The sequence below is a fragment of the Gordonia sp. PP30 genome, from assembly GCF_023100845.1.
GTDB lineage: Bacteria > Actinomycetota > Actinomycetes > Mycobacteriales > Mycobacteriaceae > Gordonia.
Genome location: NZ_CP095864.1, coordinates 257507 through 278631, shown reverse-complemented (window position 1 = coordinate 278631; position 21125 = coordinate 257507). Strand labels below are relative to the sequence as shown.

Sequence of the window (21125 nt, the reverse complement as noted above, 5' to 3'; positions counted from 1 at the left end):
CGGTACCCGCAGCCACGTATCCTCACACCCATGAGTTCTCCCCTCCTGCGGCTGGTGGTCCTCTACGGCGGCGTCTCCGCCGAGCACGACGTGTCGCGGGTGACCGCGGCGCACGTCCTGGCCGCCGCCGATCGTGGCCGCTACACGCTGGTGCCGGTCGGCATCGCGAAGGACGGCACCTGGCATCGCAACGACTTCGCGGCCGCCGCGCTCGCCGCGGGCGACGACATCGGCAACAGCCTCGACATCGAGGGACCGGTGGTCGATCCGGTCGAGGTCATCACCGGTGCGAGCGACGTGACCACCATCGTCTTCCCGCTGCTGCACGGACCGCACGGCGAGGACGGCACGGTCCAGGGCATGCTCGAACTGCTCAAGGTGCCCTATGTCGGCTGCGGCGTGCTGTCGTCGTCGCTGTGCATGGACAAGGGCATGGCCAAGGAGGTCGCCGCCCGCGCCGGAATCCCGCAGTGCCGGTGGGTGACGCTGCGCCACGGCGTCGACGACCCGCGGGCCGGGGCCGCCCGGGCGATCGACGAACTCGGCCTCCCGGTGTTCGTGAAGCCGGCCAACATGGGTTCATCGGTCGGCGTCTCGCGGGCCGGCACGGCCGACGAGCTGGACCGCGCGATCACCGAGGCGCTGCGATACGACGACGTCGTGGTGATCGAGGAGGCGGTGACCGCCCGGGAGATCGAGGTGGGGGTGCTCGGCAACGGCGTCCCGGAGACCACGCTCCCCGGTGAGATCCGGCCCGGCAGCGACTTCTACGACTACACGGACAAGTACGTGACCGGCGCCGCCCAGCTGATGATCCCCGCTGACCTGCCCGATGCGGCGATCGCGCAGGCCCGCGAGCTGGCCGGGCAGGTCTTCGTCGCGCTGCGCTGTGCGGGTATGGCGCGGGTCGACTTCTTCTACGAGGAGGACGGCCGGGGCTGGCTGCTCAACGAGGTGAACACCATTCCCGGATTCACCCCGGCGTCGATGTATCCGAAGATGTGGGAGGCCACCGGCCTCGCCTACCCGGACCTCATCGACCGCCTGGTCGCACTGGCCCTGGACGTGTACCGCCGACGCAGCAGCTTCTCGATCGAGCACGCCTGAGCCGGGCGGCACCCGCGCTCGACTCCGGCGCCGCGGTCTCGTCCGCCGGCGCATAGCCGGTCACGAAGGACACCGACGCGAGCACGTCGGTCACCCCCGAATGCTGACCCACGAGGGAAGATTCCCCCCGTGCCCTGATATTCGGGGATGGCCGACGCCGCCGCCCGGTAACAGCCGGGCGTTTTGTCGCGATTTTCGAGTTAGGCCGCTACCTCGCGGCCGCTCGACACGAGGAGTCCCGCCATGGCGACCTTCAACGCACTCTCCAACGCTCTCGCCCAGTACATGATGGGCGCCCCGGAACACGTCTGGATGGGCTGGCTGATCGAGGCCGGCCGCACGCTCGGTCTCCCCGTCTGATTGGTAGATGAGTTCCAGTATTGCGGCAACCTAGACCGGCGCCGCCTCCGGATTGAGCGCACACCCAATCCACCAGTAGGTCAGTCGGGAGAGCACCACGCTGACCACCGGAAAGAGGAGAATCTTGACTGACGACACAGACGCCGGATTCGTCAAGCCAATCTCCACCAGAGACGCCATCATCGCCATCGTCAAGAACGCTACCCCGATCCGCCAATACAGTGCGACGCCCTTACGGCAGAGAACCCACGCAGGGGCAAGGCTGCATACAACGCCCAGAGCAGCGAGCACAGGCCAGTAGAGACCGATCGCGATCCAAGCCGCTATCCCGGCTAGAGAAATATCGCTGACCAGCTTGATCGCCGACCAAGCTCGGCTTTGTGGCGGAGGAGTCCGCGCTCGCTCGACCAGCCTGGACCAGGCAGCTCGCGCGACCTCGAGCGCCTCTCCCGCCGAGCAGAAGATGGTAACCATCATCAGGAGCCCCGCGATCCAAGCCGGCCCGAATGCCAACTGGGTCAATGCGAAGCGACGGTCGAAAGGAAGGTCGGCACCCGCCCGCCATGCGACAGTCACCGCCGCAACCACCGGAGTGAGGTACGCAAGGATTCCCAGCCACATACGCGCCGGTTGCAGCCCTGGGACCGGCCGATATCGGCGTGATGCGTGCGGCCACCATCCGTACATGCAGCTAGCATAGGCGCGCGTATCACTCACAAGTCATTATTCATATGTAGACCAACGTGGGCATGTCGCCCAGCTACAGCCGAGGAACGCATTGGAAAAGGCCCCTGACCTGCGCCGCAGATCAGGGGCCTTGCGCGGTGGCGGAGGGATTTGAACCCCCGGTGCGGGGTTACCGCACACAGCATTTCGAGTGCTGCACCTTCGGCCGCTCGGACACGCCACCGCGAGAAACTGTACCCGAGCACCGGCCCCAGGGTGAAATCCCCTGGTCGGACCCTTCGATGGGACGGATCCCGAGCATGCGTGGCGGAGCGTGCGACGACACGCGGCCGAAGGGCAGAGGGCTTAGTTTCCGGAGATCTTGTCCTTCAGCTCCGCGGCCTTCTCGGTGGCGGTGTTGATGGCGCCCTGGACCTGCTCGTTCGCGAGCAGCTCGCTCAGCTTGTCCTGCGCGGTGCTGATGGCGCCCTGCACCTGCTCATTGGCGGCCAGCTCGCCGAGCTTGCTCTTGGCGGTCTCGACGACGGCGTTGATCTGCTCGGAGTCGGCCAGGCCGGCGACCTTCTCGCGCACCGAGTCGACGATCTCGTTGATCTTGTCCAGATTGTCGGACATCTGCTTCCCCTTGTCTTGGTGGCCACTGCGCGATCGCGCTGCGGACTCCAATCTATCCGGAGTCCCCGACAACCCGCCGACCTGCGAAGAAATCCGAGACCAACATCGCACACTCGTCGGCCAGCACTCCCCCGCGCACCTGCGGCCGGTGCAGCTGCCGCTGATCGCGCAGCAGGTCCCATTGGGAGCCGACGGCACCGGTCTTGGGTTCCCACGCCCCGAAGACGACGGCGGAGACGCGCGCCAGCCCGATCGCGCCGGCGCACATCGCGCACGGCTCGACGGTGACCGCGAGGGTGCACCCGGTGAGACGCCAGCCGTCGCCGTGGCGTCGGGCCGCCGCGCGCAGCGCCAGGATCTCGGCGTGCGCCGTGGGGTCGCCGTCGGCCTCCCGGCGGTTCGCGGCGCGGGCCAGTTCGGTGCCGTCCGGCCCGAAGACCACCGCGCCGATCGGCACGTCGCCCTCGGGTGTCGCGCGGGCGGCCTCGATCGCGACGCGGATCTGTGCTTGCGCGTCGTTCAGCGGCGCGTTCACCGGAGCGGCGGGATCAGTCGCCGAGATCGTCGAGCACCTCGGTCAGTTCATCGGCGAACCCGAGACGCGCCGCGATCATGCCGAGTTGTTCGTCCGCGTACAGGTCGGTGTCGCCGACGATGATGCTCATCACGCCGTCGGGCAGGCCCAGGTCGGCGAGCAGACCGAGGTCGCCCTCCTCCCACGGGTCCACCTCGTCGACGTCGTCGGGGTCCAGGTCGGGGACCTCCACGTGGAGCCGGTCGAGCACGTCGGCGGCGATGTCGTAGTCGACGGCGGCGGTCGCATCCGACAGCAGGAGCCGGGGGCCGGTCGGCGTCGGGCGCACGACCACGAAGAATTCGTCGTCGACGTCGAGGAGCCCGAAGACCGCGCCGGACGCCCGCAGCTCGCGCAACTGCAGCTCGGCGTCTTCCAGACTGTCGAGGGCGCTGGGCGCCAGGACACTGACCTTCCAGCCGGTGTCCTCACGCACCACCGCGACCGCATAACCGTCGTATTCGCTGTCCTGCGCCTGCGCGGTGCCCATGCTCGCCACGGTAGCCTGAATCCGTGGATCCCGACAACGCACGACCGGTCTGCATTCTGGGGCTCGGCCTGATCGGCGGCTCCCTGCTTCGGGTCCTCGCCGACGCCGGGCGAGCGGCCTACGGATACAACCGCTCCGCCGCGACCGTCGAACAGGCCACCGCGGCCGGATACGACGCCTCCGCCGACCTCGCCGCCGTCCTGCGCCGCGCCGCCGCGGACGACGCCGTGGTGGTGCTCGCGACCCCGGTTCCGGCGCTCGGCGCGATGGTCGCCGCGGTCGCCGAGCACGCACCCGGCTGCCTGCTCACCGACGTCGTCAGCGTCAAGGAAGAGGTGGCACGAATCGTCGCCGCCGGGCATCCGGGCGCCCGGTACGTCGGCGGCCACCCGATGGCCGGCACCGCCGAATCCGGTTGGGCCGCCACCGATCCCACACTGTTCACCGGCGCGATGTGGATGGTCACCACGCACGACGACACCGACCCGCACGACTGGCTCGCCGTCGCCGGGATCGCCCGTGCCGCGGGGGCCCTGGTGGTGCCCGCCGCCAACGACGCGCACGACCGCGCCGTCGCCGCCATCTCGCACAATCCGCACCTGACGGCCGCGGTGACCGCGACGGTCGGCGCCGGCGAGAGCGCACTGGCGCTGCGGCTGGCCGCGGGCAGTTTTCGCGACGGCACCCGCGTCGCGGGCACCGCGCCGGAGCTGCAGCGCGCCATGCTGGAGGGCAACGCCACGGCGCTGCTGAACACGCTGAGCGAGACCATCGACCGCCTGATCGCCGCCCGCGACGCGCTGCGCGATCACGGCAGCGTGGAGGTGATCGTCGACGACGGCCACCGCGCCCGCGCCCGCTACGAGCAGATCGCGCTGGCGCCGCCGCACCCCATCGAGGGCGTCGTGATCGGCGACGAGGGCTGGGCGCACGAACTACGGCGCCAGGCCCATCTGGCGCGCGTCTGGATGGACTGAGCCGCGCGCGCCGGGCGTCAGATCCGCTCGGCGATCCCGGTGAACGTGGTCACCAGCCCGGCCTCGTCGACCCGCAGATCCCAGGTGCCGCGCGCCGAGGTCAGCGTCGCCGCGCCGGCAGCGGTGCCGAGGCCGTCGAACGTGTACGACTTCTCGATCACATCGACGCTGCACCCGGGCAGGCTGAGCTCCACCACCGGAATGTCGACCACGCTCTGCCCACCGAGCAGGCCGAAGCGGCGGATCACCAGCGACTTGAGGAACGGCGAATGCCACAGGTCGACGGTGTCGGCGCCGCCGAAGTCGCTGTGCACCACGCTGTCCGGCGTCTGCACCATCCAGCGGCCGTCCATGTCCCGGCTGATGTCGAGCTGGGTCTCGCCGCTCGCGCGGAGCATGCGCACCGAGAGTCGCCGGGTGACGCCGCTGTCGTTCGTCACCAACTCGTACGACACCGAATACGCTTCGTGCTCGTCCGTGGCCGCGCTGATGATCCGGCCGTACGCGCGGATCCGCGCGTCGCTGATGTTCATCCGGACCTGCTCGATGCGCTCGGCGTCGGCGCCGCGCCAAGTAAGCATGGTCTTCACATCGTTCGACGGTTCGCGAGAAGTCACGCCTCTACGTTAGCCCCTGTCAGCCCTGACAGACGAGCAACCGCATACCACTGCCCCCGCCGCTGACCTGCTGGCTGGACACCAGCTTCCCGTCGACCGTGATCCGGCACGACGCCGCCTCGCCGTCACCGACGAGCACGGTGACCCGTGCGAGACCGGTCGTGACGGCCTGCACCGACCACGGACCGCCCGGTTTGGTGGTCACCTTGGTGATGTCGCCGTCGCGGTAGAGCACCGTCGACTGCGCCTGCGTGGTGACCTCGTAGAGGGTCGGCAGCGGCGGTCCGGAGGGCTGCGCCGGCGTGGTCCCGCCGGGCACCGGCGGCATCGGGAACGACGGGACGCCGCTCTGGTCGGGGTTCTGGTTGCCGTCGAGGTACGGGTCGTCGAGCGTCTGCGACTGCGGCGGGTCGGAGCGGACGGAGAGGTCGTCGCGGCCGCCGGACGACGCCAGTTTCAGCGCCCCCGCGACGATGAGGACCAGCACCAGCACGCTCGCCACCCCGGCGATGGTCCGCCACGCGGGATCTCGTTTGGGCGGAGGCGGCGGCCCCGGCCGCACCGGCGCCGGTTCCACCGGCACCTGTGCCGCCACCGTCGGCGGGGTGTACCCGTAGCGCGGAGTGCCGTCGTCGGCGAACCCGAGCGGCGGATAGGTCTGCCCGCGGGCGATCGGCTCCCGGTACGGCGGCGCTGAGCGCGGGGCGTGCGGAGACCGGGTCATGGCACCATTGTGCCGGAACCACCCCGCGCGCCATCGGCTGACGACGGCGGTGCCGCGGACGCGCGAGGCGGGTGAGTGAGGAGACGGCGGACATGGCGAGAGCTCGTTCCGGGTCCAAGGGCGTGCCGCGCGCGGAACGCGAGGCGCAGATCCTCGACGCGGCCGCCGCCGAGTTCGCCCGGCGCGGCTACGCCGCGACCACGCTGGCCGAGATCGCCGTTCACGCGGGCATCTCCAAACCGCTCATCCACTCCTACTTCACCTCGAAGCAGGGCCTCTACTGCGCATGCTGCGACCGGGCCGGGCGGGAGCTGACCGAGCGGATCGCCGACGCCCTGGCCCAGGATCATTCGGCGATGGGCCGCGGCGCGGCGGTGCTGAACGCGGTGTTCACCGCGCTGGAGCCACGGCCGCACGACTGGAACGTGCTCTTCGACCGAACGCTGCCCGCCGGGAGCGAGGCGCTCGAGGTGGCCAAGAAGTACCGTCTCCAGCTGCTTCTGCAGGCCGCCGAAGGCATCGCGGCCTCGTTCGCCGACCGCCTGACCGAGCCGGGCGACCTCGACGCGCTGACGCGCGTCTGGTCAGCGGTGGTGTCGGCACTGGTGGACTGGTGGCTGCACAATCCCGGCGAGTCGGCCGCGGACATGGTCGCTCGCGGCGAACGACTTCTCGACGCGCTTTCCATGTGAGCGTCATCACTAAATCCTCCGGCTGACGAGCGCCCCACTCGACCACGAACTCGCATTGACCACCTCGCGGATATGACTTTAGGGTCAATTCAATTCGATGGCGGGCGTCTACCGCGCATCACGGCAAGAGGAGGCAGGCGTGGCCGGAACGGCACAGAGCACGTCCCTGACCCGGTTCGGCGGGTGGGTCCAGCGGCACGCCCGGTGGGTGGTGATCTTCTGGGTCGCCGCTGCGGGCCTGCTCAACGTGGCGGTCCCGCAACTCGAACAGGTGGTCTCCGGCCATTCCGCGGACTTCCTGCCCCGCGATCTACCGGCCAACCAGAACCTGGAACGAATGGCGGACGAGTTCGGGGTGCCCCGGTCCAACGCCGTGAGCAGCGTGGTACTCGCGAATGAGAACGGTTTTAGCGCGGCCGACGAGAAGTACCTCGCGACGCTGACCGGCCGGCTGCTCGACGACCCCGAGAACGTCTCCTACCTGATCGACATGTACGGGAACCCGGTGACCCGCGACATCGCGATCAGCGAAGACGGCAAGGCGGTGACCCTGCTCATCGCCTCGGCGGGTTCGGTCGGCTCCACCAGAGCCCATCACGCGACCCAGGCGATCCGGGCGCAGATCGACGCGATCCCCCGGCCCGACGGGCTCGTGGTCCACTACAGCGGCCCCACCGCGATGCTGTCGGACCTCTTCGAGCAGATCGACGTCTCCCTGCTCATCATCACCGCGGTCTCGATCCTGTTGATCACCGTGCTGCTCTTCGCGGCCTACCGGGTCCTCGCCACCGCGATGATCCCGCTGATCACCATCGGCGTCACGCTGGCCGTGGTGCGGCCGGTGATCGCGCTCCTCGGCCAGTCCGGCACCCTGTCGATCTCCAACTTCACCATCGCGATCATGACCGCGCTGGTGCTCGGCGCCGGTACGGACTACGCCATATTCACCATCGCCGGCTACCACGAGGGGCGCAGGGCCGGACGGTCCGTCGCCGATTCCGTCGCCCGGAGTTCGGGCCGGACCGGGCCCATCCTGGTCGCGTCGGCACTGACCATCGCCGCCGCCTGCGGTTCCATGGTCTTCACCAAGATCGGCATGTTCACCACCGCGGGCCCGCCGACCGCGATCGCCGTACTGATCACCCTCTTCATCAGCCTCACCTTGCCGCTCGCACTGCTCTCCCTCGCCGGCGCGCGCGGCTGGGCCGAGCCCCGGGCCTCCACCGAGCGGCGCTGGCGCCGCCGCGGCGCGCAGGTCATCCGGCACGCCGGGATCTACACCGCCGCAGCCCTGGTGTTCCTGCTCGGCACCGCGGCCATCACCACGACGTTCCGGATGAATTGGGATGAGTCGGCCATGCCGCGCGGCGCCACCGACGCCACCCGCGGCTACGACGTCGTCACCGCTCACTTCGGCCGCAACGAGATCGCGCCCGAGTTCGTCGTGGTGCGTTCCGACCACGATCTGCGCAACACCGCCGACCTGGCCGCACTCGAGGTCGCCTCGATCGCCGTCGCCAACATGCCCGAGGTGGCCGCGGTGTACGGACTCACCCGGCCCGACGGCAGCCCGCTGGCCGAAGCCGCCACCGGCTACCAGACCGGCATCGTGGGCGACGAACTCGCCGGCGCGCATCGGCGGATGGTCGAGGCGACGCCAGAACTGCAGCGACTCGCTTCGGGCGTCGCGCAGTTGAGCGCGGGTGCCGACGAGGCGGTCCGCCGGATGCCCGAGATGGTGTCCGGCACCGAGCAGCTGGCCGCGATGGCCGGCGGCGTCCTCGATCGGCTCGACCGGCTCGATGCGGCCGCGCGTACCGCGACCGGCGGCCGCGGGCTCGCCGACGGCATCCCCGCGCTGCGCCGGACGCTCGGCGAACTCCTGGATTCCGCGGAGACCCTGTCCCAGCAGACCCGGGCACTGACGGCCGTGCAGCAGGCCGACCGGCTCTTCGCTCCGTGGCGCAGTGCCACGCCCAGCGCCGCGTGCCGCGCGGACGCGTCGTGCCTGGCCGCCCGCGAGGCCTGGTCGGCGCTGAACCGGGCGACCGGAGGCAGGGCCGGCGCGGTCTTCGACGACATCGGCGCCCTCACCGCGAACCTGGAGAACGGGCGGCGCGCGCTGGCCGCCGGGATTCCCGCCGTGCGCCAGGCACTACCGCTGCTCGATCTGCTCACGGACGGTTCCACCGACCGTCTGCGTGACGGTCTGACCCGGCTGAAGAGCGGTGTCGACGAGCTCTCCGGCGGGCTGAACGATCTGTCCGACGGCCTGCATCAGGCCCAGGCCGGCACCGACCAAACGGTGGCGATGACCGCCCAGCTCACCGCCGGCCTGCACCGGGCCGCCGATTACCTCCAGACGATGAGCGCGTCGACCAGGTCGGGTCCGGGGGCCGGTTTCTACCTGCCGCCGGAGGCCCTGAACGATCCCCGTTTCGTGGAGGGCGGCCGCCTGCTCATCACGCCGGACGGCAAGACCGCCCGGATGATGGTGATGTGGGGCGTGAACCCGTACAGCCAGGAGGCGATGCGGGCCAGCCGGGAGCTGCCCGGCGTGGTCGAACGCGCGCTGGCACCGACCACCCTGGCCGATGCGACGGCGTCGAACACCGGCCTGGCGTCGCTGTCCGCCGACATGCAGGATCAAGTGCGCCGCGACCTGCTGCTGTTCGGCACCGTGGCCGCGCTCGCCGTCCTGTTGATCCTCATGGTGCTGTTGCGCAGCCTCCTCGCGCCGATCCTGCTGGTCGCGACGGTGCTGCTCTCATTCGCCTCGGCGGTCGGCGTCAGCGTGCTCGTGTGGCAGCACATCATCGGGATCGACCTGGACTGGTCGGTGATCCCGGTGTCGTTCATGGCGGTGATCGCCGTCGGCGCCGACTACTCGATGCTGTTCGCCTCGCGCATCCGGGAAGAGGCGGAGCACAACGGCATGGTGCGCGGCATCCTGCGGGCCTTCGGCAGCACCGGCGGGGTCATCACCACCGCGGGCATCGTCTTCGCGCTGACGATGTTCGCGCTGATGAGCGGTACGGTGCTGAACCTGGTACAGATCGGTTTCACGATCGGTGTCGGCCTGCTGCTCGACATCGTGATCGTGCGGACCGTCCTGGTGCCCGCCATGATGGCGGTCCTCGGTGATCGGATGTGGTGGCCGGCGAAGCCGCGCCACTGATCACCGCGCGGCGCTTCGACAACGCTCGGCCCACCCACCGAGTCGGCCCGTGCACTTCTGTCACCGGGTGAGGATCTCGGCCCCGTCCTCGGTGATGGCGATAGTGTGCTCGCTGTGCGCGGTCCGGCACCCGGTCGCGCTGCGCAAGGTCCATCCGTCCTCGGGGTCGGTGATCAGGCGATCGGTATCCGCCATCACCCAGGGCTCCAACGCCAGCAGCAGCCCCGGGCGGAGCTGGTAACCCCGCCCGGGCCGACCCATGTTGGACACATGCGGATCCTGATGCATGGTCGACCCGATGCCGTGTCCACCGAAGTCGGTGTTGATCCGGTACCCCGCGGCCCGCAGCGTGGAGCCGATCGCAAAAGAGATGTCGCCGAGACGGCCACCCGGACGGGCGGCGGCGATACCCGCCGCCAGTGCCCGGTCGGTCGCGTCGATCATCGCCACGCTCTCGGCCGGGCGCGCGGCACCCACGAGGAAACTGACGGCGGCGTCCGCGGCGACTCCGTCCTTGACCACGGCGAGGTCCAGGGTGAGGAGGTCCCCGTCGGCGAGCGGGTAGTCACGCGGCATCCCGTGGAGTACCGCATCGTTGACCCCTGTACAGATGTAGTGCCCGAACGGCCCGCGGCCGAACGAGGGCGCATAGTCGATATAGCACGACTGCGCGCCGGCGTCGGCGATCATCTCGCCGGCCCACTGATCGATCTCCAGCAGGTTCGTGCCCACCACGCTGCGTGTCCTCAGCGTCTGCAGGATTCGGCCGACCACCGCCCCGGTCTCCCTGGCCCGGGTCAATTCGGATGGGTTCAGAATCTCGATCATCGGAGCGCACTCCATTCGCGTAGCCAATAATTATCCCGGTAATATTATCCCGTACCTAGGATGTCAGGCATGGTGAGATTGCCGAACACGTCCACGGACGTCGAGCGAGGTCGGCGTCTCGGCGCGCTCCTGCGCCGTGCCCGAGGAGAACGCTCGATCCTCGATGTCGCGCTCGACGCACAGGTCTCGCCCGAGACCTTGCGCAAGATCGAGACGGGCAGGGTGGCCACACCCGCATTTCCCACCGTCGCCGCCGTCGCCGCAGTGCTCGGGCTCTCCCTTGACGCCGTATGGGCCGAGATCACCACACCCGAGCACGACCTGGCCCCGACCGGCCCGGCGGAACCCAAGCGCCCACGGGCCGTCTCCTAGGGGCGGCCGGACGCGGCGGCCGGCGGTTCCGACCCGGAATCACGTATCACCGAAGCCGATGGCCGAGCAGAGGTGATACCCCGGCCCCAACCCAGACAGCAGAAACGCCAGGCGAAGCTATCGTTCACCTGGCGTTTCTCTGGTGCGCCCGTAGGGATTCGAACCCCAAACCTTCTGATCCGTAGTCAGATGCTCTATCCGTTGAGCTACGGGCGCTGGTACGCAGAACGACTGTACAGGAAGCACATGTTCCGACGCTATTCGGTTGTCCGGGCGGGCCCGGTCAGCGGAGACGAGAGGATTTGAACCTCCGGTCCCTTTTTCAAGAGACAACTCATTAGCAGTGAGTCCCATTCGGCCGCTCTGGCACGTCTCCCGGTCTCAAGTCCTTGCGAACTCGCCGGAAACAGAGACTACACAGGGCCCGCGCGCGGAGGCAAATCACGACGGCCCGCCGTGATCGGCACGGGCGAAGCGCCTACATTGGAATGTCGTGACACTCCGTATCCGCCCCGATCTCGACTCCCTGCCCGCCTACGTGCCGGGCAAGACTTTCCCGGGCGCGCTGAAGCTCGCGAGCAACGAAGTGACCGAGCCGCCGCTCCCCGCGGTGGCGGCCGCGATCGCCGACGCGGCGGCGGGCGTCAACCGCTATCCGGACAACGGCGCGGTGGCCCTCACCGACGACCTGGCGAAGACGCTCGGGGTGACGCCGGCCGAGGTCATCACCGGCTGCGGCTCGGTCACGCTGTGCCAGAACCTGATCACCATCACCAGCGGGCCGGGCGACGAGGTGCTGTTCGGCTGGCGCAGCTTCGAGACGTACCCGCTGGCCACACGAGTCGCGGGCGCCACGCCCGTCCAGGTGCCGCTGACCGGCGACGCCGTCTACGACCTGGCGGCGATGGCCGCGGCGATCACCGAGCGCACCCGGCTGATCTTCGTCTGCAACCCGAACAACCCGACCGGGACCGTCGTGCGCGCCGACGACCTGCGCACCTTCCTGGAAGCGGTGCCCACCGACCTCATCGTCGCCCTCGACGAGGCCTACATCGAATACACCCGGAACGACGACGCGCACGCCGTCGACGCCCTCGAACTGCGCAGGGAGTTCCCCAATCTGGTGGTGCTGCGCACCTTCTCCAAGGCCTACGGGCTGGCCGGGCTGCGGGTCGGGTACGCCGTCGCCGCGCCGGAGGTGATCACCGCGCTCGGCAAGGTGCACCTGCCGTTCTCGGTGAACAGCATCGCCCAGGCCGCCGCGCGGGCGGCCCTGCGCGCACAGGATCAGCTGCTGGCCCGCACCGATCAGGTGGCCGCCGAACGCGCCCGCGTCACCGCGGCCCTGCGCGACGCCGGCTACCGGGTGCCCGACTCGCAGACCAATTTCGTCTGGCTCGACCTCGGCGACGACGCGGCGCCGTTCGCGGAGGCGGCGACCCGGGCCGGCGTGATCGTGCGGCCGTTCGCCGGCGAGGGCGTCCGCGTCACCGTCACCGTCCCGGCCGAGAACGACGTCTTCCTCGACTTCGCACGCGGGTACCGCGCATGAACCCCGGCCTGGAGGTCCCCGACGCCACGAACAAGCGCCGCCGCGGCAACACCCGCCGGCGCCTGCTCGACGCCGCCTACGAGGTGTACGCCGAGATCGGCTTCGGCCATACGACGGTCGAGAAGGTCGTCGAACGCGCCGGGTTCACCCGCGGCGCCTTCTACTCCAACTTCGACTCGCTGGAAGAACTGTTCCTGGCGATGTGGTCGGAGCGTTCGACGGCGATGATCGCCGACATCCGGGCCGCCCTCGACCGGTTGCAGAACGACGGCGTGGTGGACCTCAGCGCGATCGTGCACGGGATCATCGACGCCCTGCCCCTCGACGCGCGCTGGTGGGGCATCACCGCCGAGGTCAACGCGCACGCCCTGCGCACCCCGGAACTGCGGCAGACCATCGCACTGCGCGAAGCCGCGATCGGCGACATGCTGCTCCCGATCGCCGTCGATCTGCTCGGCAGCATCGGCCGGACCATCCCGGACGCGCCGGCCTTCATCCAGGCGCTGATCGCGGTGTACGACGGCACCGCGATCCAGGTGCTGATCGAGCCCGAGAATCCGGTCGCGCTCGCCCGACGGCAGTTGCTCTTCGAGCAGGTCGTGCGGGCCTACACGGTGCCGGACGACGACGCGGCCCGCGGCGAGTAGTTCGCGGAGGAAGGGGCCGACGGCCACCTTCGGCTCGAGGGCTCCTTCGTCGCCCGCGACTCAGGGACCGATCGGGGGCGGAACCGGCCCGATCGGAAGTCGACCAGCACCGCGAGCGACCCGTTCAGACGTCGACCGGCTCAGCGGTCGACCGGCTCAGGGATCGACCGGCCCAGGGAGAGATCGCGTCGAAGAGGAGAGATCGCGTCGACGAGCGGCGGTCAGGCGATCGACGGGGCCAGCACGGCCCAGGCGTTCGGCAGGTCCTGCTTCCAGTACACCCAGTTGTGGGTGCCGATCAGCCGGAAGCCCGGGGTGAACTGAATCCCCGCCGAACTCAGCTGCGCGGCGAACTCCAGCGAGCAGCGGTAGGCCGCGGCCTCCAGCGCCGAACCGGCGGCGATCTGCGCGTCCTCCGGGCCGTCCTTGGGATCGCGCTTCTGGGTGAGGTCGGCCGGGCCGATGGCTCCCGAGCCGGCGCTGAGGTAGATGGCCTTGCCGCGCAACGCATCCAGGTGCAGCGACGGGTCGTGCGCACGCCACCGCGGGGAGCCGGGGGCGCCCCACATGTTGGAGGCGTCACCGCCGGACTTGGCGACGGTCGTGCGGACGTAGGCCTCGTTGGCCGGGCCGGACACCGGCGGGCAGCCGCTGAGCGAGGCGGCGCCGTTGTACAGCTCGGGGTGGCGGGCGGCGAGCGCGAACGCCGACTGGCCGCCCATCGACAGACCCATGACGGCGTTGCGGCCGTTGGACCCGAACTGCGCGGCGATCACCGGCGGCAGTTCCTCGGTCAGAAAGGTCTCCCACTGCGGCTTGCCGAGCTTGCTGTCCTTGCGGATCCAGTTGGTGTAGAACGACCCGCCGCCACCGGCAGGCAGCACCACGTTGACGTTCCGGCCGGCGAAGAACTGCGCCGCGCCGCCCTTGGTGATCCAGTCGCTGACCTTGGTGCCGGCGTCGGCGCCGTCGAGCATGTAGAGGGTGCCGCGCGGCGCGGAGCCACCGGGCGACAGGACGGTGACCGGCACGCTGGTGCCCATCGCCTTGCTCTTGATGTTCAGGTCGGTCCGATGAATGCTGCGCTGAACCTTCTTGACGACGGTGGCACCGGGCGCCGCACCTGCCGGTGCTTCGACCAACGCGGACGCGGACACGATCAGGAGACTGAGGGCGGCCAGGGTCGAGACGAATCGGCGCGAGGTCATGGTTGCAAACGGTACCGACCAAAAGTTGCGGTTCGGTAACTTCCGCCTGTGAGACCACTGAGGAAACAGTGAAGACCTGGGGTTACACTTCGGCCATGCCCGATGCGCAAAACTCCTACGCGTTCGTCGCGCACATCCCGGTGCGCTGGTCGGACATGGATGCCTTCGGCCACATCAACCACGCCCGGATGGTCACCCTCATGGAGGAGGCGCGCATCCAGTGGCTCCTGTCCGCGGGCGAGGAGTACGCGCCGCTGATCAAGAGCGCGATGATCGTGCACGTCGAGATCCGCTACCGGGCGCAGCTGCGGCACGACGACTCGCCGCTGTCGATCGCCATGTGGATCAAGGGTCACCGCAGCGTCGACTTCACCATCGGCTACGAGATCCGTGGCGCGACCGCCGCGTTCGACGAGAAGCCGGCCTGCGTCGCCAGCACCCAGATGGCCGTCGTCGACATCGAGGCCCACACTCTGCGCCGGCTGACCGACACCGAGAAGGGCTACCTCGCCGCCTGGGGGCGCAACGGGAGCTGACCCGCGAAGCTTAAGGAACGTTGAGACGGATCGGGTATTTCAGCAGGTCAGGGACCTTGTTCCCTGTGACAGTCAGGGCAGGCTTGGTTAACCTGGGGGTATGACTCCCCTGTCCGATGTCGCCGTCGGGGCGACCGCCACAGTCCGTGATTTCAGCGACGACTGCCCCGAACCCGTGCGCCGGCGGCTGGCCAGTCTCGGCTTCGCGGGTGAGACGCCGATCGCCAAGGTGCGCCGCGCACCGCTCGGCGATCCGAGCATCTACCGGGTGATGGGGTACCAGGTCTGCCTGCGCGATCGCGAAGCCCGGTACATCCAGTGCGAGGTGGCCGGCGAATGAGCGACTGCTGCAGCCCGGGCGGCGGCCTGTCCGGAGACGCCGACCCCGGACACGTGCACGACCCGTCGTGCGCCCATCACGGCACCGGTATCCCCGAACCCGGCGCGGACGACACCCGTGCCCGGATAGCGCTGATCGGCAGTCCCAACGCCGGCAAGACCTCGATCTTCAACGCGCTCACCGGCCTGCGCCTCAAGACCGGCAACTACCCGGGCGTCACCGTCACCCGCTCGGTCGGCCGGGTCCGGATTCGCGCCGCCGAGCCGGCCTCCGCCCTCGTCACCGCCGGACCAGCCGCCGCGCCGGTCAAGAAGAAGCACCAGCACGCCTACCTCGAAGACCTGCCCGGCACCTACAGCCTCACCCCGATCTCGCCCGACGAGCAGGTGGTCGCGGATCTGCTGACCGACGGGCTGAAGGGCGTACGACGGCCCGACGCGGCGCTGGTCGTGGTCGACGCCACCGTCCTGGAGCGTTCGCTCGCACTCGTCGCGGAGACACTCAACCTGGGCATTCCGGTGGCCGTGGCGCTGTCCATGTGCGACGAGATGGAGCGGCGCAACGGGCACGTCGACCCGGCCGCGCTGGAAGAGGCGCTCGGTGTCCCGGTCCGCGCCGTCATCGGGACGAAGCCGTCGACGCTCGAGCCGGTGCGCCGGCTGCTCGCCGACCCCGCCGCCTGGCCGCGGCCGGTGGTGCCACCGCCCGCCGAACCCGGACGTGAACGCGCCGACTGGATCGCTTCGGCGCTCGCCGAATCCGGGTACCGGACCCCGCGCGAGCACTCGATCACCACCGCCGTCGACCGCCTGCTGCTGCACCCGGCGTGGGGCACCCTGGTGTTCCTCGCCGTGATGTTCGCCTTCTTCCAGGTGATCTTCACCCTCGCCGCCCCGCTGCAGGACTACATCGAGACGTTCTTCGGCTGGCTCGGCACCCTGGTGACCGACCACGTCTCCCAGCCGTTGCTCGCCGACTTCCTGGGCACCGCGCTGATCGGCGGTGTCGGCGGTGTCCTGGTCTTCGTGCCGCAGATCATGCTGATGTTTCTGCTGATCTCACTGCTGGAGAACGTCGGCTACATGTCGCGGGCGGCGTTCCTCACCGACCGGGTGATGAGCCGAGCCGGGCTGGAGGGCCGCGCCTTCGTGGCGATGCTGAGTTCGTTCGCCTGCGCGGTGCCCGGCATCATGGCCACCCGGACCATTCCGTCATCGCGCGACCGGATCGCGACGACCATCACCGCCCCGCTGATGACCTGCTCGGCACGCATCCCGGTGTTCGTCCTGCTGATCGGCATGTTGATCTCCAAGGACGCGCGGTTCGGGCCGTTCAACGCCCAGGGCACCGCGATGTTCGGGCTGTATCTGCTCGGTGGACTCTCGGCGATGATCGCGGCCGCGATCTTCAAGCGGACCAAGTCGCTGCGCAGCGACCTGATGCCCTTCTACATGGAGATGCCGCCCTACCGTCTGCCCGGCATCCGCACCGTGCTGTTGACCATGTGGGACTCGTCCAAGCAGTTCCTGCAGAAGGTCGGCAAGATCATCCTGGCCACGTCGATCGTGCTGTGGATACTGATGTCGCTGCCCGCCCACACCGAGCAGGCCGATGCCGCCCGCGACACCGCAACGGCCGCGGCGCTGGCGCACGGCGCCACCCCGGACGCCGCGGCCGCGCAAGGCGAGGCGGCGGCCCGCTCGTTCGTCCTCGACCACAGCATCGCCGCGTCGATCGGCAAGGCGGTGGAACCGGTCTTCCGTCCGCTGGGCTTCGACTGGCGCATCGACATCGGCATCCTGGGATCGTTCGCCGCGCGCGAGGTGGTGGTCTCCACCCTCGGGCAGATCGCCGCCGCCGAGGACCCGGAGAATCCGGCGGACGCGCTCAAATCGATGCGGTACACGCACGGCCCGAACAAGGGCGAGATCGTGTTCTCCCCGCCGACCGTCGTCGCCATGCTGCTGTTCTTCGTCTACGCGCTGCAGTGCATGTCGACCCTCGGCGCGATCCGCCGCGAGACCAACTCGTGGAAGTGGCCGGCCATCTCCTGGACGTACATGTTCGTGCTCGCCTGGGTCGCGGCGTATCTGGGGCACACCATCACCGCCGCGGTCACCGGGTGAGCGCGCCCACCCCGGTCCACCTGCATCCGGAGGCCGCCGCCGACGGCGACCCGGCGGTGATCGGCTGGCGGATCGGACCCGGCCTGGTGCGGTTCACCGGCGACGTCCCCGCCGGCGAAGCACCGCCGCCGGTCCGGGCGCTGTTCGACGACGCCGTGCTCACCGCCGTGCACGTGTCGCCGGGCCGGATCGAGACCCGGCTCGCTCCGGACCGAACCGCCGCCGGTGACGGGGCGCGGATCCGCTCCGCCCTGTACACGGTGCTCGCCGCGGAGGGCGGCTGGCGCCGCGACGGCGCCGACGAGGAGGGTCCCGCTATCCGGGCCGCCGCCGACCGGGAGATCGCCGAGCGGGTCCGCGCCGTCCTGGACGGCGACTTCGGCGACTACACCGCGTCGCACGGCGGGAGCGTCGACCTCGTCGGGGTGACCGACGGCGTCGTGAACGTCGTGCTGAACGGCAGCTGTCACGGATGCGCGGCCGCCGACAACACGGTGCGCCAGAACCTCGAGGGCCGGCTTCGGGTGATCCCCGGATTCCGCGGGATCGCGGTCGTCGGTGACCGCGACTGCGCCGCACCGGACAACCGCCGGGTACCACTGAAACTGCGCCGTCGCCGGTAGCGCCGAACCGAAACAGCCGTCAGCGCTCGGGCTCGTAGCGCTCCGGCAGTTCCCGGTACTGCTGGTGCGGCAGGATCCGGGAGATGTTGCCCTGCAACACATCCCGATAGACCCGGAGCTGTTCCTCACCCGCGCGGACCTGTTCGGAAAGGCGGCGGGTGTTATCAGCGGAGAGTTCGCGGTCGCCGGAGCGGGCCAGCAGGTGGTCGATCCGGGCGTCGAGGGTGGAGGCGCGGTCGTATTCGTCGAGGATCCGGAGTTCGACGGCCGCCGACTCCACGGTCTGCGCGATCTCGACCAGGGCCTGCACACGCTCCAGGAGTTCGGTCCAGACCGGCCGGAGAGTGGACTCCCGCTGATCCAGGTGGTCGGCGAAGCCCTGGTCGAAGCCGCCGCTCGCGCGGGCCCGGTCGAGGTCGACACGCAGGCCGCGGAGCGTGACGATGTCGGCGGCGATCTCGGCGAGCTCGGCGTGCAGATTCACCTGGGTGCGCTGCATCTCGAAGAAGTCCGAGCGCCACGCCGGGCTGCGCTGGATGCGGTCGTAGAAATGGCCGGCGATGAACTGCAGCGTCTCGTAGCCGTCGCTGAAGCCGGACCCGCCGCGCCCGGACACCGTCGCGCTGCCCGGCGACGAGCCGAGGGCTTCGTCGATCCACTCCTGGACGCTGCTGGCCGCGCCGCGGCCGGCGAGACCGCCGACGAAGCCGGCGATCCGGTCGACCGCGGCGCTGCCCGCCCGACGCACACCTCCGCCGGACGGCAGATCGGCGGTCGGGGTGACGAGGAGACCGTTGAACAGGCGCTCACGCTCCTCGATCTCCAGGTACAGGTTCTCGCGGCGTTCCCGGCGGATGGCGCGGGTGCTGGTGGCGAACACGCCCTTGCCGATCACCACGACGCGGCGGGCGTCCTCCCGCTTGCGCAGCATCCCGGCGAGCCGGGTGCGCAGCACCGTCGCCACCACGTTCGGCATCACCCCGGTCGACAGCTGCTGCTCGATGTAGGTGATCGAGTGCTGGAGGCGACGCAGGTTGACGTACGGGTACGGCAGGCGCGGCAACGGAAGGCCTGCCGACATGCGGCGCACCATCAGCGCGCGCCCGGCCGGCGAGATGTGTCCGGCGGCGATCAGCAGCGCCGCGTCGTCGGACAGCGGCGGCGGATCGCCGGGGATGCGCGAATCCTGCGTCCACCGCCGCAGATCGGCCGTGGTCACCGGAACGCTCGCAGAGGTCATGAGGTCATTCTACCGGCGGGTCGCGGCGGCGTGGCCAGGAGAAACGGGCCACAGCCGGGCCCGCTGGCGCTGCGCGGGCGTTCCGGTGATCCAGTGCAACAGCCAGGCGACGGGGGTGGCGACGACGACGGTCACCGCGAACGCCGCCGCCGTCGAGCCGGTGAAGGTGCGGAAGCCGAGCCAGCCCATCACGAATTCCAGCACCATCACGTGCACCAGGAAGAACTCGTACGAAATCTCGCCGAACCAGACCACCGGCCTCCACCCGAGGGCGCGGCGCCACGGGTCGGGCGGCACCTCGTCGTCCGTGCCGAGGGGCGCCCGCGGGTCGTGCCCGGCGGCGAGCGGCCCGATCAGCGCGAGCGCGGCCACCAGGTAGAGGAGATGCTTGACGATGGTCTGCCCGGCGTCGTCGGGGATGATGGTCGGCCCGCCCGCGTACGACCCCGCCGACGCGAGGAAGGCGAGAAGTCCGATCGGCACGGAGACCTGCCACGGCCAGCGGGTGACCAGCTCGGTGACGACCGCCAGCGCCATGCCGCCGAGGAACCAGCTCGCGAACGCCGGCGGCCACAGGCGCATGGTCGGGTTGGCGTCGGGCAGGCCGTGGACGACGACGGTGAACACCGGTGAGATCAGCGCGAGGCCGCACAGCCAGACCAGCAGCAGATCCGGGCGCCACCGGCGGTGGCAGACCAGCGCGGCCAGCGGCCACGCGATCAGCGGCAGGACGACGTAGAACGCGACCTCCGCGCACATGCTCCACATCTGGGTGAGCCCGGTGTGCAGGTGCCCGTAGCCGTAGACCTGGGTGAACGTCATGTTCCGCAGGAAGCTCCCCCAGCCGTGCCCGGTGCCCCCGGGGTCGTCGCGCACCAGGTAGATCAGGTAGACCGCGATCACGACCACCCAGTACGGCGGCACCACCCGGCGAAACCGGTGCCACGCGTATCGCGTCACCCCGGTCGAGCGAGACCGTTCACCGGTCCGCAGTTCCCGCACCCACGGCCGGAACAGCAGGTATCCCGACAGCACGAAGAAGATCGCGACGCCGAACTCGAAGCGCGCGAAGAGCCGCCCGACGACGTCGTCGGTGTACCGCCCCGTCCAGAACGCCGCGTGGGTGAGGCAGACCGACAGCGCCGCCACCGCCCGGATGCCGGTCAACGACGCCGAGCGCGATGCAGTCACCCGTCCATCATGACGGGTGCTGTGGGCCGGCACGACCGGCCGCCCGCCGTCAAAGCTCCGATTCGGCGTACGTTCTCACCTGGTCGCGGTCCGGGAGCCGCGTCGGCGGCTCGTCGCCGTACCAGGTCTGCTCCACCAGATCGGCGAACCCGTCGAGCACCCAGAGGATCAATTCCCCGGCCACGTCCCCGGAATCATCGATCACCGGGATGATCACCGGCGCCGGACCGTCGGGAATCGAGGAGCGCGGTGATCCGTCGCGGAGGCGCAAGGTCGCCATCGTCGCCGTTCCGCCGACGGCCTCGAGTCCTGCGATCTGCCGCCGCAGCGGCTCGTCCGCTTGTCGTTCGGCCAGGAAGACCAGGGCGGCTCTCTGGGTAGAACTCAGCACGATGGTCACCTCGCTGCCTCCTGTTCGGCTGGAATCCGTCGCGGATCGTG

22 protein-coding genes and 3 tRNA genes are annotated in these 21125 nt (G+C 69.9%); 11 read left to right on the top strand and 14 right to left on the bottom strand.

Annotation, left to right across the window (positions count from 1 at the left end):
• Positions 1-30 precede the first annotated feature (30 nt).
• Entirely contained in the window at positions 31-1107 is a 1077-nt protein-coding gene (locus MYK68_RS01295; RefSeq protein WP_247865845.1) for a D-alanine--D-alanine ligase family protein, read from the top strand.
• Between the two features lie 390 nt (positions 1108-1497).
• Here MYK68_RS01295 and MYK68_RS01290 read toward each other — a convergent pair whose 3' ends face one another.
• The 5 genes from MYK68_RS01290 to MYK68_RS01270 all read right to left on the bottom strand — a co-directional run bounded on the left by MYK68_RS01290 (position 1498) and on the right by MYK68_RS01270 (position 3833).
• Entirely contained in the window at positions 1498-2154 is a 657-nt protein-coding gene (locus MYK68_RS01290) for a hypothetical protein (protein ID WP_247865844.1), read from the bottom strand.
• Between the two features lie 135 nt (positions 2155-2289).
• A tRNA-Ser gene (locus tag MYK68_RS01285) sits at positions 2290-2377 on the bottom strand.
• Between the two features lie 122 nt (positions 2378-2499).
• Positions 2500-2769 (bottom strand): hypothetical protein, encoded by a 270-nt coding sequence (locus MYK68_RS01280; RefSeq protein ID WP_247865843.1) that lies wholly within the window; start codon positions 2767-2769, stop codon positions 2500-2502.
• 52 nt (positions 2770-2821) lie between these two features.
• On the bottom strand, positions 2822-3292 hold the full coding sequence (locus MYK68_RS01275) for a nucleoside deaminase (RefSeq protein ID WP_502798343.1): 471 nt from the start codon (positions 3290-3292) through the stop codon (positions 2822-2824).
• Between the two features lie 25 nt (positions 3293-3317).
• Positions 3318-3833 (bottom strand): tRNA adenosine deaminase-associated protein, encoded by a 516-nt coding sequence (locus MYK68_RS01270; protein ID WP_247865841.1) that lies wholly within the window; start codon positions 3831-3833, stop codon positions 3318-3320.
• Between the two features lie 23 nt (positions 3834-3856).
• On the opposite strand from MYK68_RS01270, the gene MYK68_RS01265 reads away from it, so the two are divergent.
• Positions 3857-4810, top strand: a complete 954-nt coding sequence (locus MYK68_RS01265) for a prephenate dehydrogenase (protein ID WP_247865840.1) — start codon at positions 3857-3859, stop codon at positions 4808-4810.
• Between the two features lie 17 nt (positions 4811-4827).
• Here the strand turns inward: MYK68_RS01265 and MYK68_RS01260 are convergent, their stop codons facing one another.
• Both MYK68_RS01260 and MYK68_RS01255 read right to left on the bottom strand, forming a co-directional pair.
• Positions 4828-5427 carry a putative glycolipid-binding domain-containing protein gene (locus MYK68_RS01260; RefSeq protein ID WP_247865839.1) on the bottom strand — a complete coding sequence of 200 codons (600 nt, stop codon included), beginning with the start codon at positions 5425-5427 and terminating at the stop codon, positions 4828-4830.
• 19 nt (positions 5428-5446) lie between these two features.
• Positions 5447-6151: an MmpS family transport accessory protein gene (locus MYK68_RS01255; protein WP_247865838.1), complete on the bottom strand. Its 705-nt coding sequence runs from the start codon at positions 6149-6151 to the stop codon at positions 5447-5449.
• A gap of 92 nt (positions 6152-6243) precedes the next feature.
• Here MYK68_RS01255 and MYK68_RS01250 point away from each other — a divergent pair, with 92 nt between their 5' ends.
• Entirely contained in the window at positions 6244-6843 is a 600-nt protein-coding gene (locus MYK68_RS01250; RefSeq protein ID WP_247865836.1) for a TetR/AcrR family transcriptional regulator, read from the top strand.
• 139 nt (positions 6844-6982) lie between these two features.
• Complete coding sequence (locus MYK68_RS01245) at positions 6983-10021, top strand: MMPL family transporter (protein ID WP_247865834.1); 3039 nt, start codon at positions 6983-6985, stop codon at positions 10019-10021.
• A 60-nt stretch (positions 10022-10081) separates the two neighbouring features.
• Here the strand turns inward: MYK68_RS01245 and map are convergent, their stop codons facing one another.
• Complete coding sequence (gene map, locus MYK68_RS01240; RefSeq protein WP_247865832.1) at positions 10082-10849, bottom strand: type I methionyl aminopeptidase; 768 nt, start codon at positions 10847-10849, stop codon at positions 10082-10084.
• Positions 10850-10918: 69 nt separating this feature from the next.
• On the opposite strand from map, the gene MYK68_RS01235 reads away from it, so the two are divergent.
• A complete protein-coding gene (locus MYK68_RS01235; protein WP_247865831.1) occupies positions 10919-11221 on the top strand; it encodes a helix-turn-helix transcriptional regulator in 303 nt (100 codons plus the stop codon).
• Between the two features lie 140 nt (positions 11222-11361).
• Here MYK68_RS01235 and MYK68_RS01230 read toward each other — a convergent pair.
• Together MYK68_RS01230 and MYK68_RS01225 are read right to left on the bottom strand one after the other, a co-directional pair.
• Positions 11362-11437 (bottom strand) — tRNA-Arg (locus MYK68_RS01230).
• A gap of 71 nt (positions 11438-11508) precedes the next feature.
• Positions 11509-11597: transfer RNA gene (locus MYK68_RS01225), tRNA-Ser, on the bottom strand.
• A 117-nt stretch (positions 11598-11714) separates the two neighbouring features.
• On the opposite strand from MYK68_RS01225, the gene hisC reads away from it, so the two are divergent.
• Together hisC and MYK68_RS01215 are read left to right on the top strand one after the other, a co-directional pair.
• On the top strand, positions 11715-12773 hold the full coding sequence (gene hisC / locus MYK68_RS01220; protein ID WP_247865829.1) for a histidinol-phosphate transaminase: 1059 nt from the start codon (positions 11715-11717) through the stop codon (positions 12771-12773).
• A complete protein-coding gene (locus tag MYK68_RS01215) occupies positions 12770-13420 on the top strand; it encodes a TetR/AcrR family transcriptional regulator (protein WP_247865827.1) in 651 nt (216 codons plus the stop codon). Before hisC ends, MYK68_RS01215 begins: the two co-directional genes overlap by 4 nt.
• A gap of 221 nt (positions 13421-13641) precedes the next feature.
• Here the strand turns inward: MYK68_RS01215 and MYK68_RS01210 are convergent, their stop codons facing one another.
• Positions 13642-14628, bottom strand: coding sequence for an alpha/beta hydrolase (locus MYK68_RS01210; protein WP_247865826.1), 987 nt, complete (start codon positions 14626-14628; stop codon positions 13642-13644).
• A 95-nt stretch (positions 14629-14723) separates the two neighbouring features.
• Between MYK68_RS01210 and MYK68_RS01205 the strand changes: the two genes are divergently transcribed.
• The 4 genes from MYK68_RS01205 (at position 14724) to MYK68_RS01190 (ending at position 18253) form a co-directional block, all read left to right on the top strand.
• Positions 14724-15164, top strand: a complete 441-nt coding sequence (locus MYK68_RS01205; protein ID WP_247865824.1) for an acyl-CoA thioesterase — start codon at positions 14724-14726, stop codon at positions 15162-15164.
• Between the two features lie 100 nt (positions 15165-15264).
• Positions 15265-15504 (top strand): FeoA family protein, encoded by a 240-nt coding sequence (locus tag MYK68_RS01200; RefSeq protein ID WP_247865822.1) that lies wholly within the window; start codon positions 15265-15267, stop codon positions 15502-15504.
• Entirely contained in the window at positions 15501-17630 is a 2130-nt protein-coding gene (feoB, locus tag MYK68_RS01195; RefSeq protein WP_247865820.1) for a ferrous iron transporter B, read from the top strand. The genes MYK68_RS01200 and feoB overlap by 4 nt, the downstream gene beginning before the upstream one ends.
• Complete coding sequence (locus tag MYK68_RS01190) at positions 17627-18253, top strand: NifU family protein (protein WP_247865819.1); 627 nt, start codon at positions 17627-17629, stop codon at positions 18251-18253. Before feoB ends, MYK68_RS01190 begins: the two co-directional genes overlap by 4 nt.
• 19 nt (positions 18254-18272) lie before the next feature.
• On the opposite strand, the gene MYK68_RS01185 is transcribed toward MYK68_RS01190, so the two are convergent.
• Genes MYK68_RS01185 through MYK68_RS01175 form a run of 3 tightly spaced genes read right to left on the bottom strand, consistent with a single transcriptional unit; the run spans position 18273 to position 21075 of the window.
• Positions 18273-19493 (bottom strand): hypothetical protein, encoded by a 1221-nt coding sequence (locus MYK68_RS01185; RefSeq protein WP_247865817.1) that lies wholly within the window; start codon positions 19491-19493, stop codon positions 18273-18275.
• A gap of 9 nt (positions 19494-19502) precedes the next feature.
• Positions 19503-20684: an acyltransferase family protein gene (locus tag MYK68_RS01180; protein ID WP_247865816.1), complete on the bottom strand. Its 1182-nt coding sequence runs from the start codon at positions 20682-20684 to the stop codon at positions 19503-19505.
• Between the two features lie 49 nt (positions 20685-20733).
• Positions 20734-21075, bottom strand: a complete 342-nt coding sequence (locus MYK68_RS01175) for a hypothetical protein (RefSeq protein ID WP_247865815.1) — start codon at positions 21073-21075, stop codon at positions 20734-20736.
• Positions 21076-21125 lie beyond the last annotated feature (50 nt).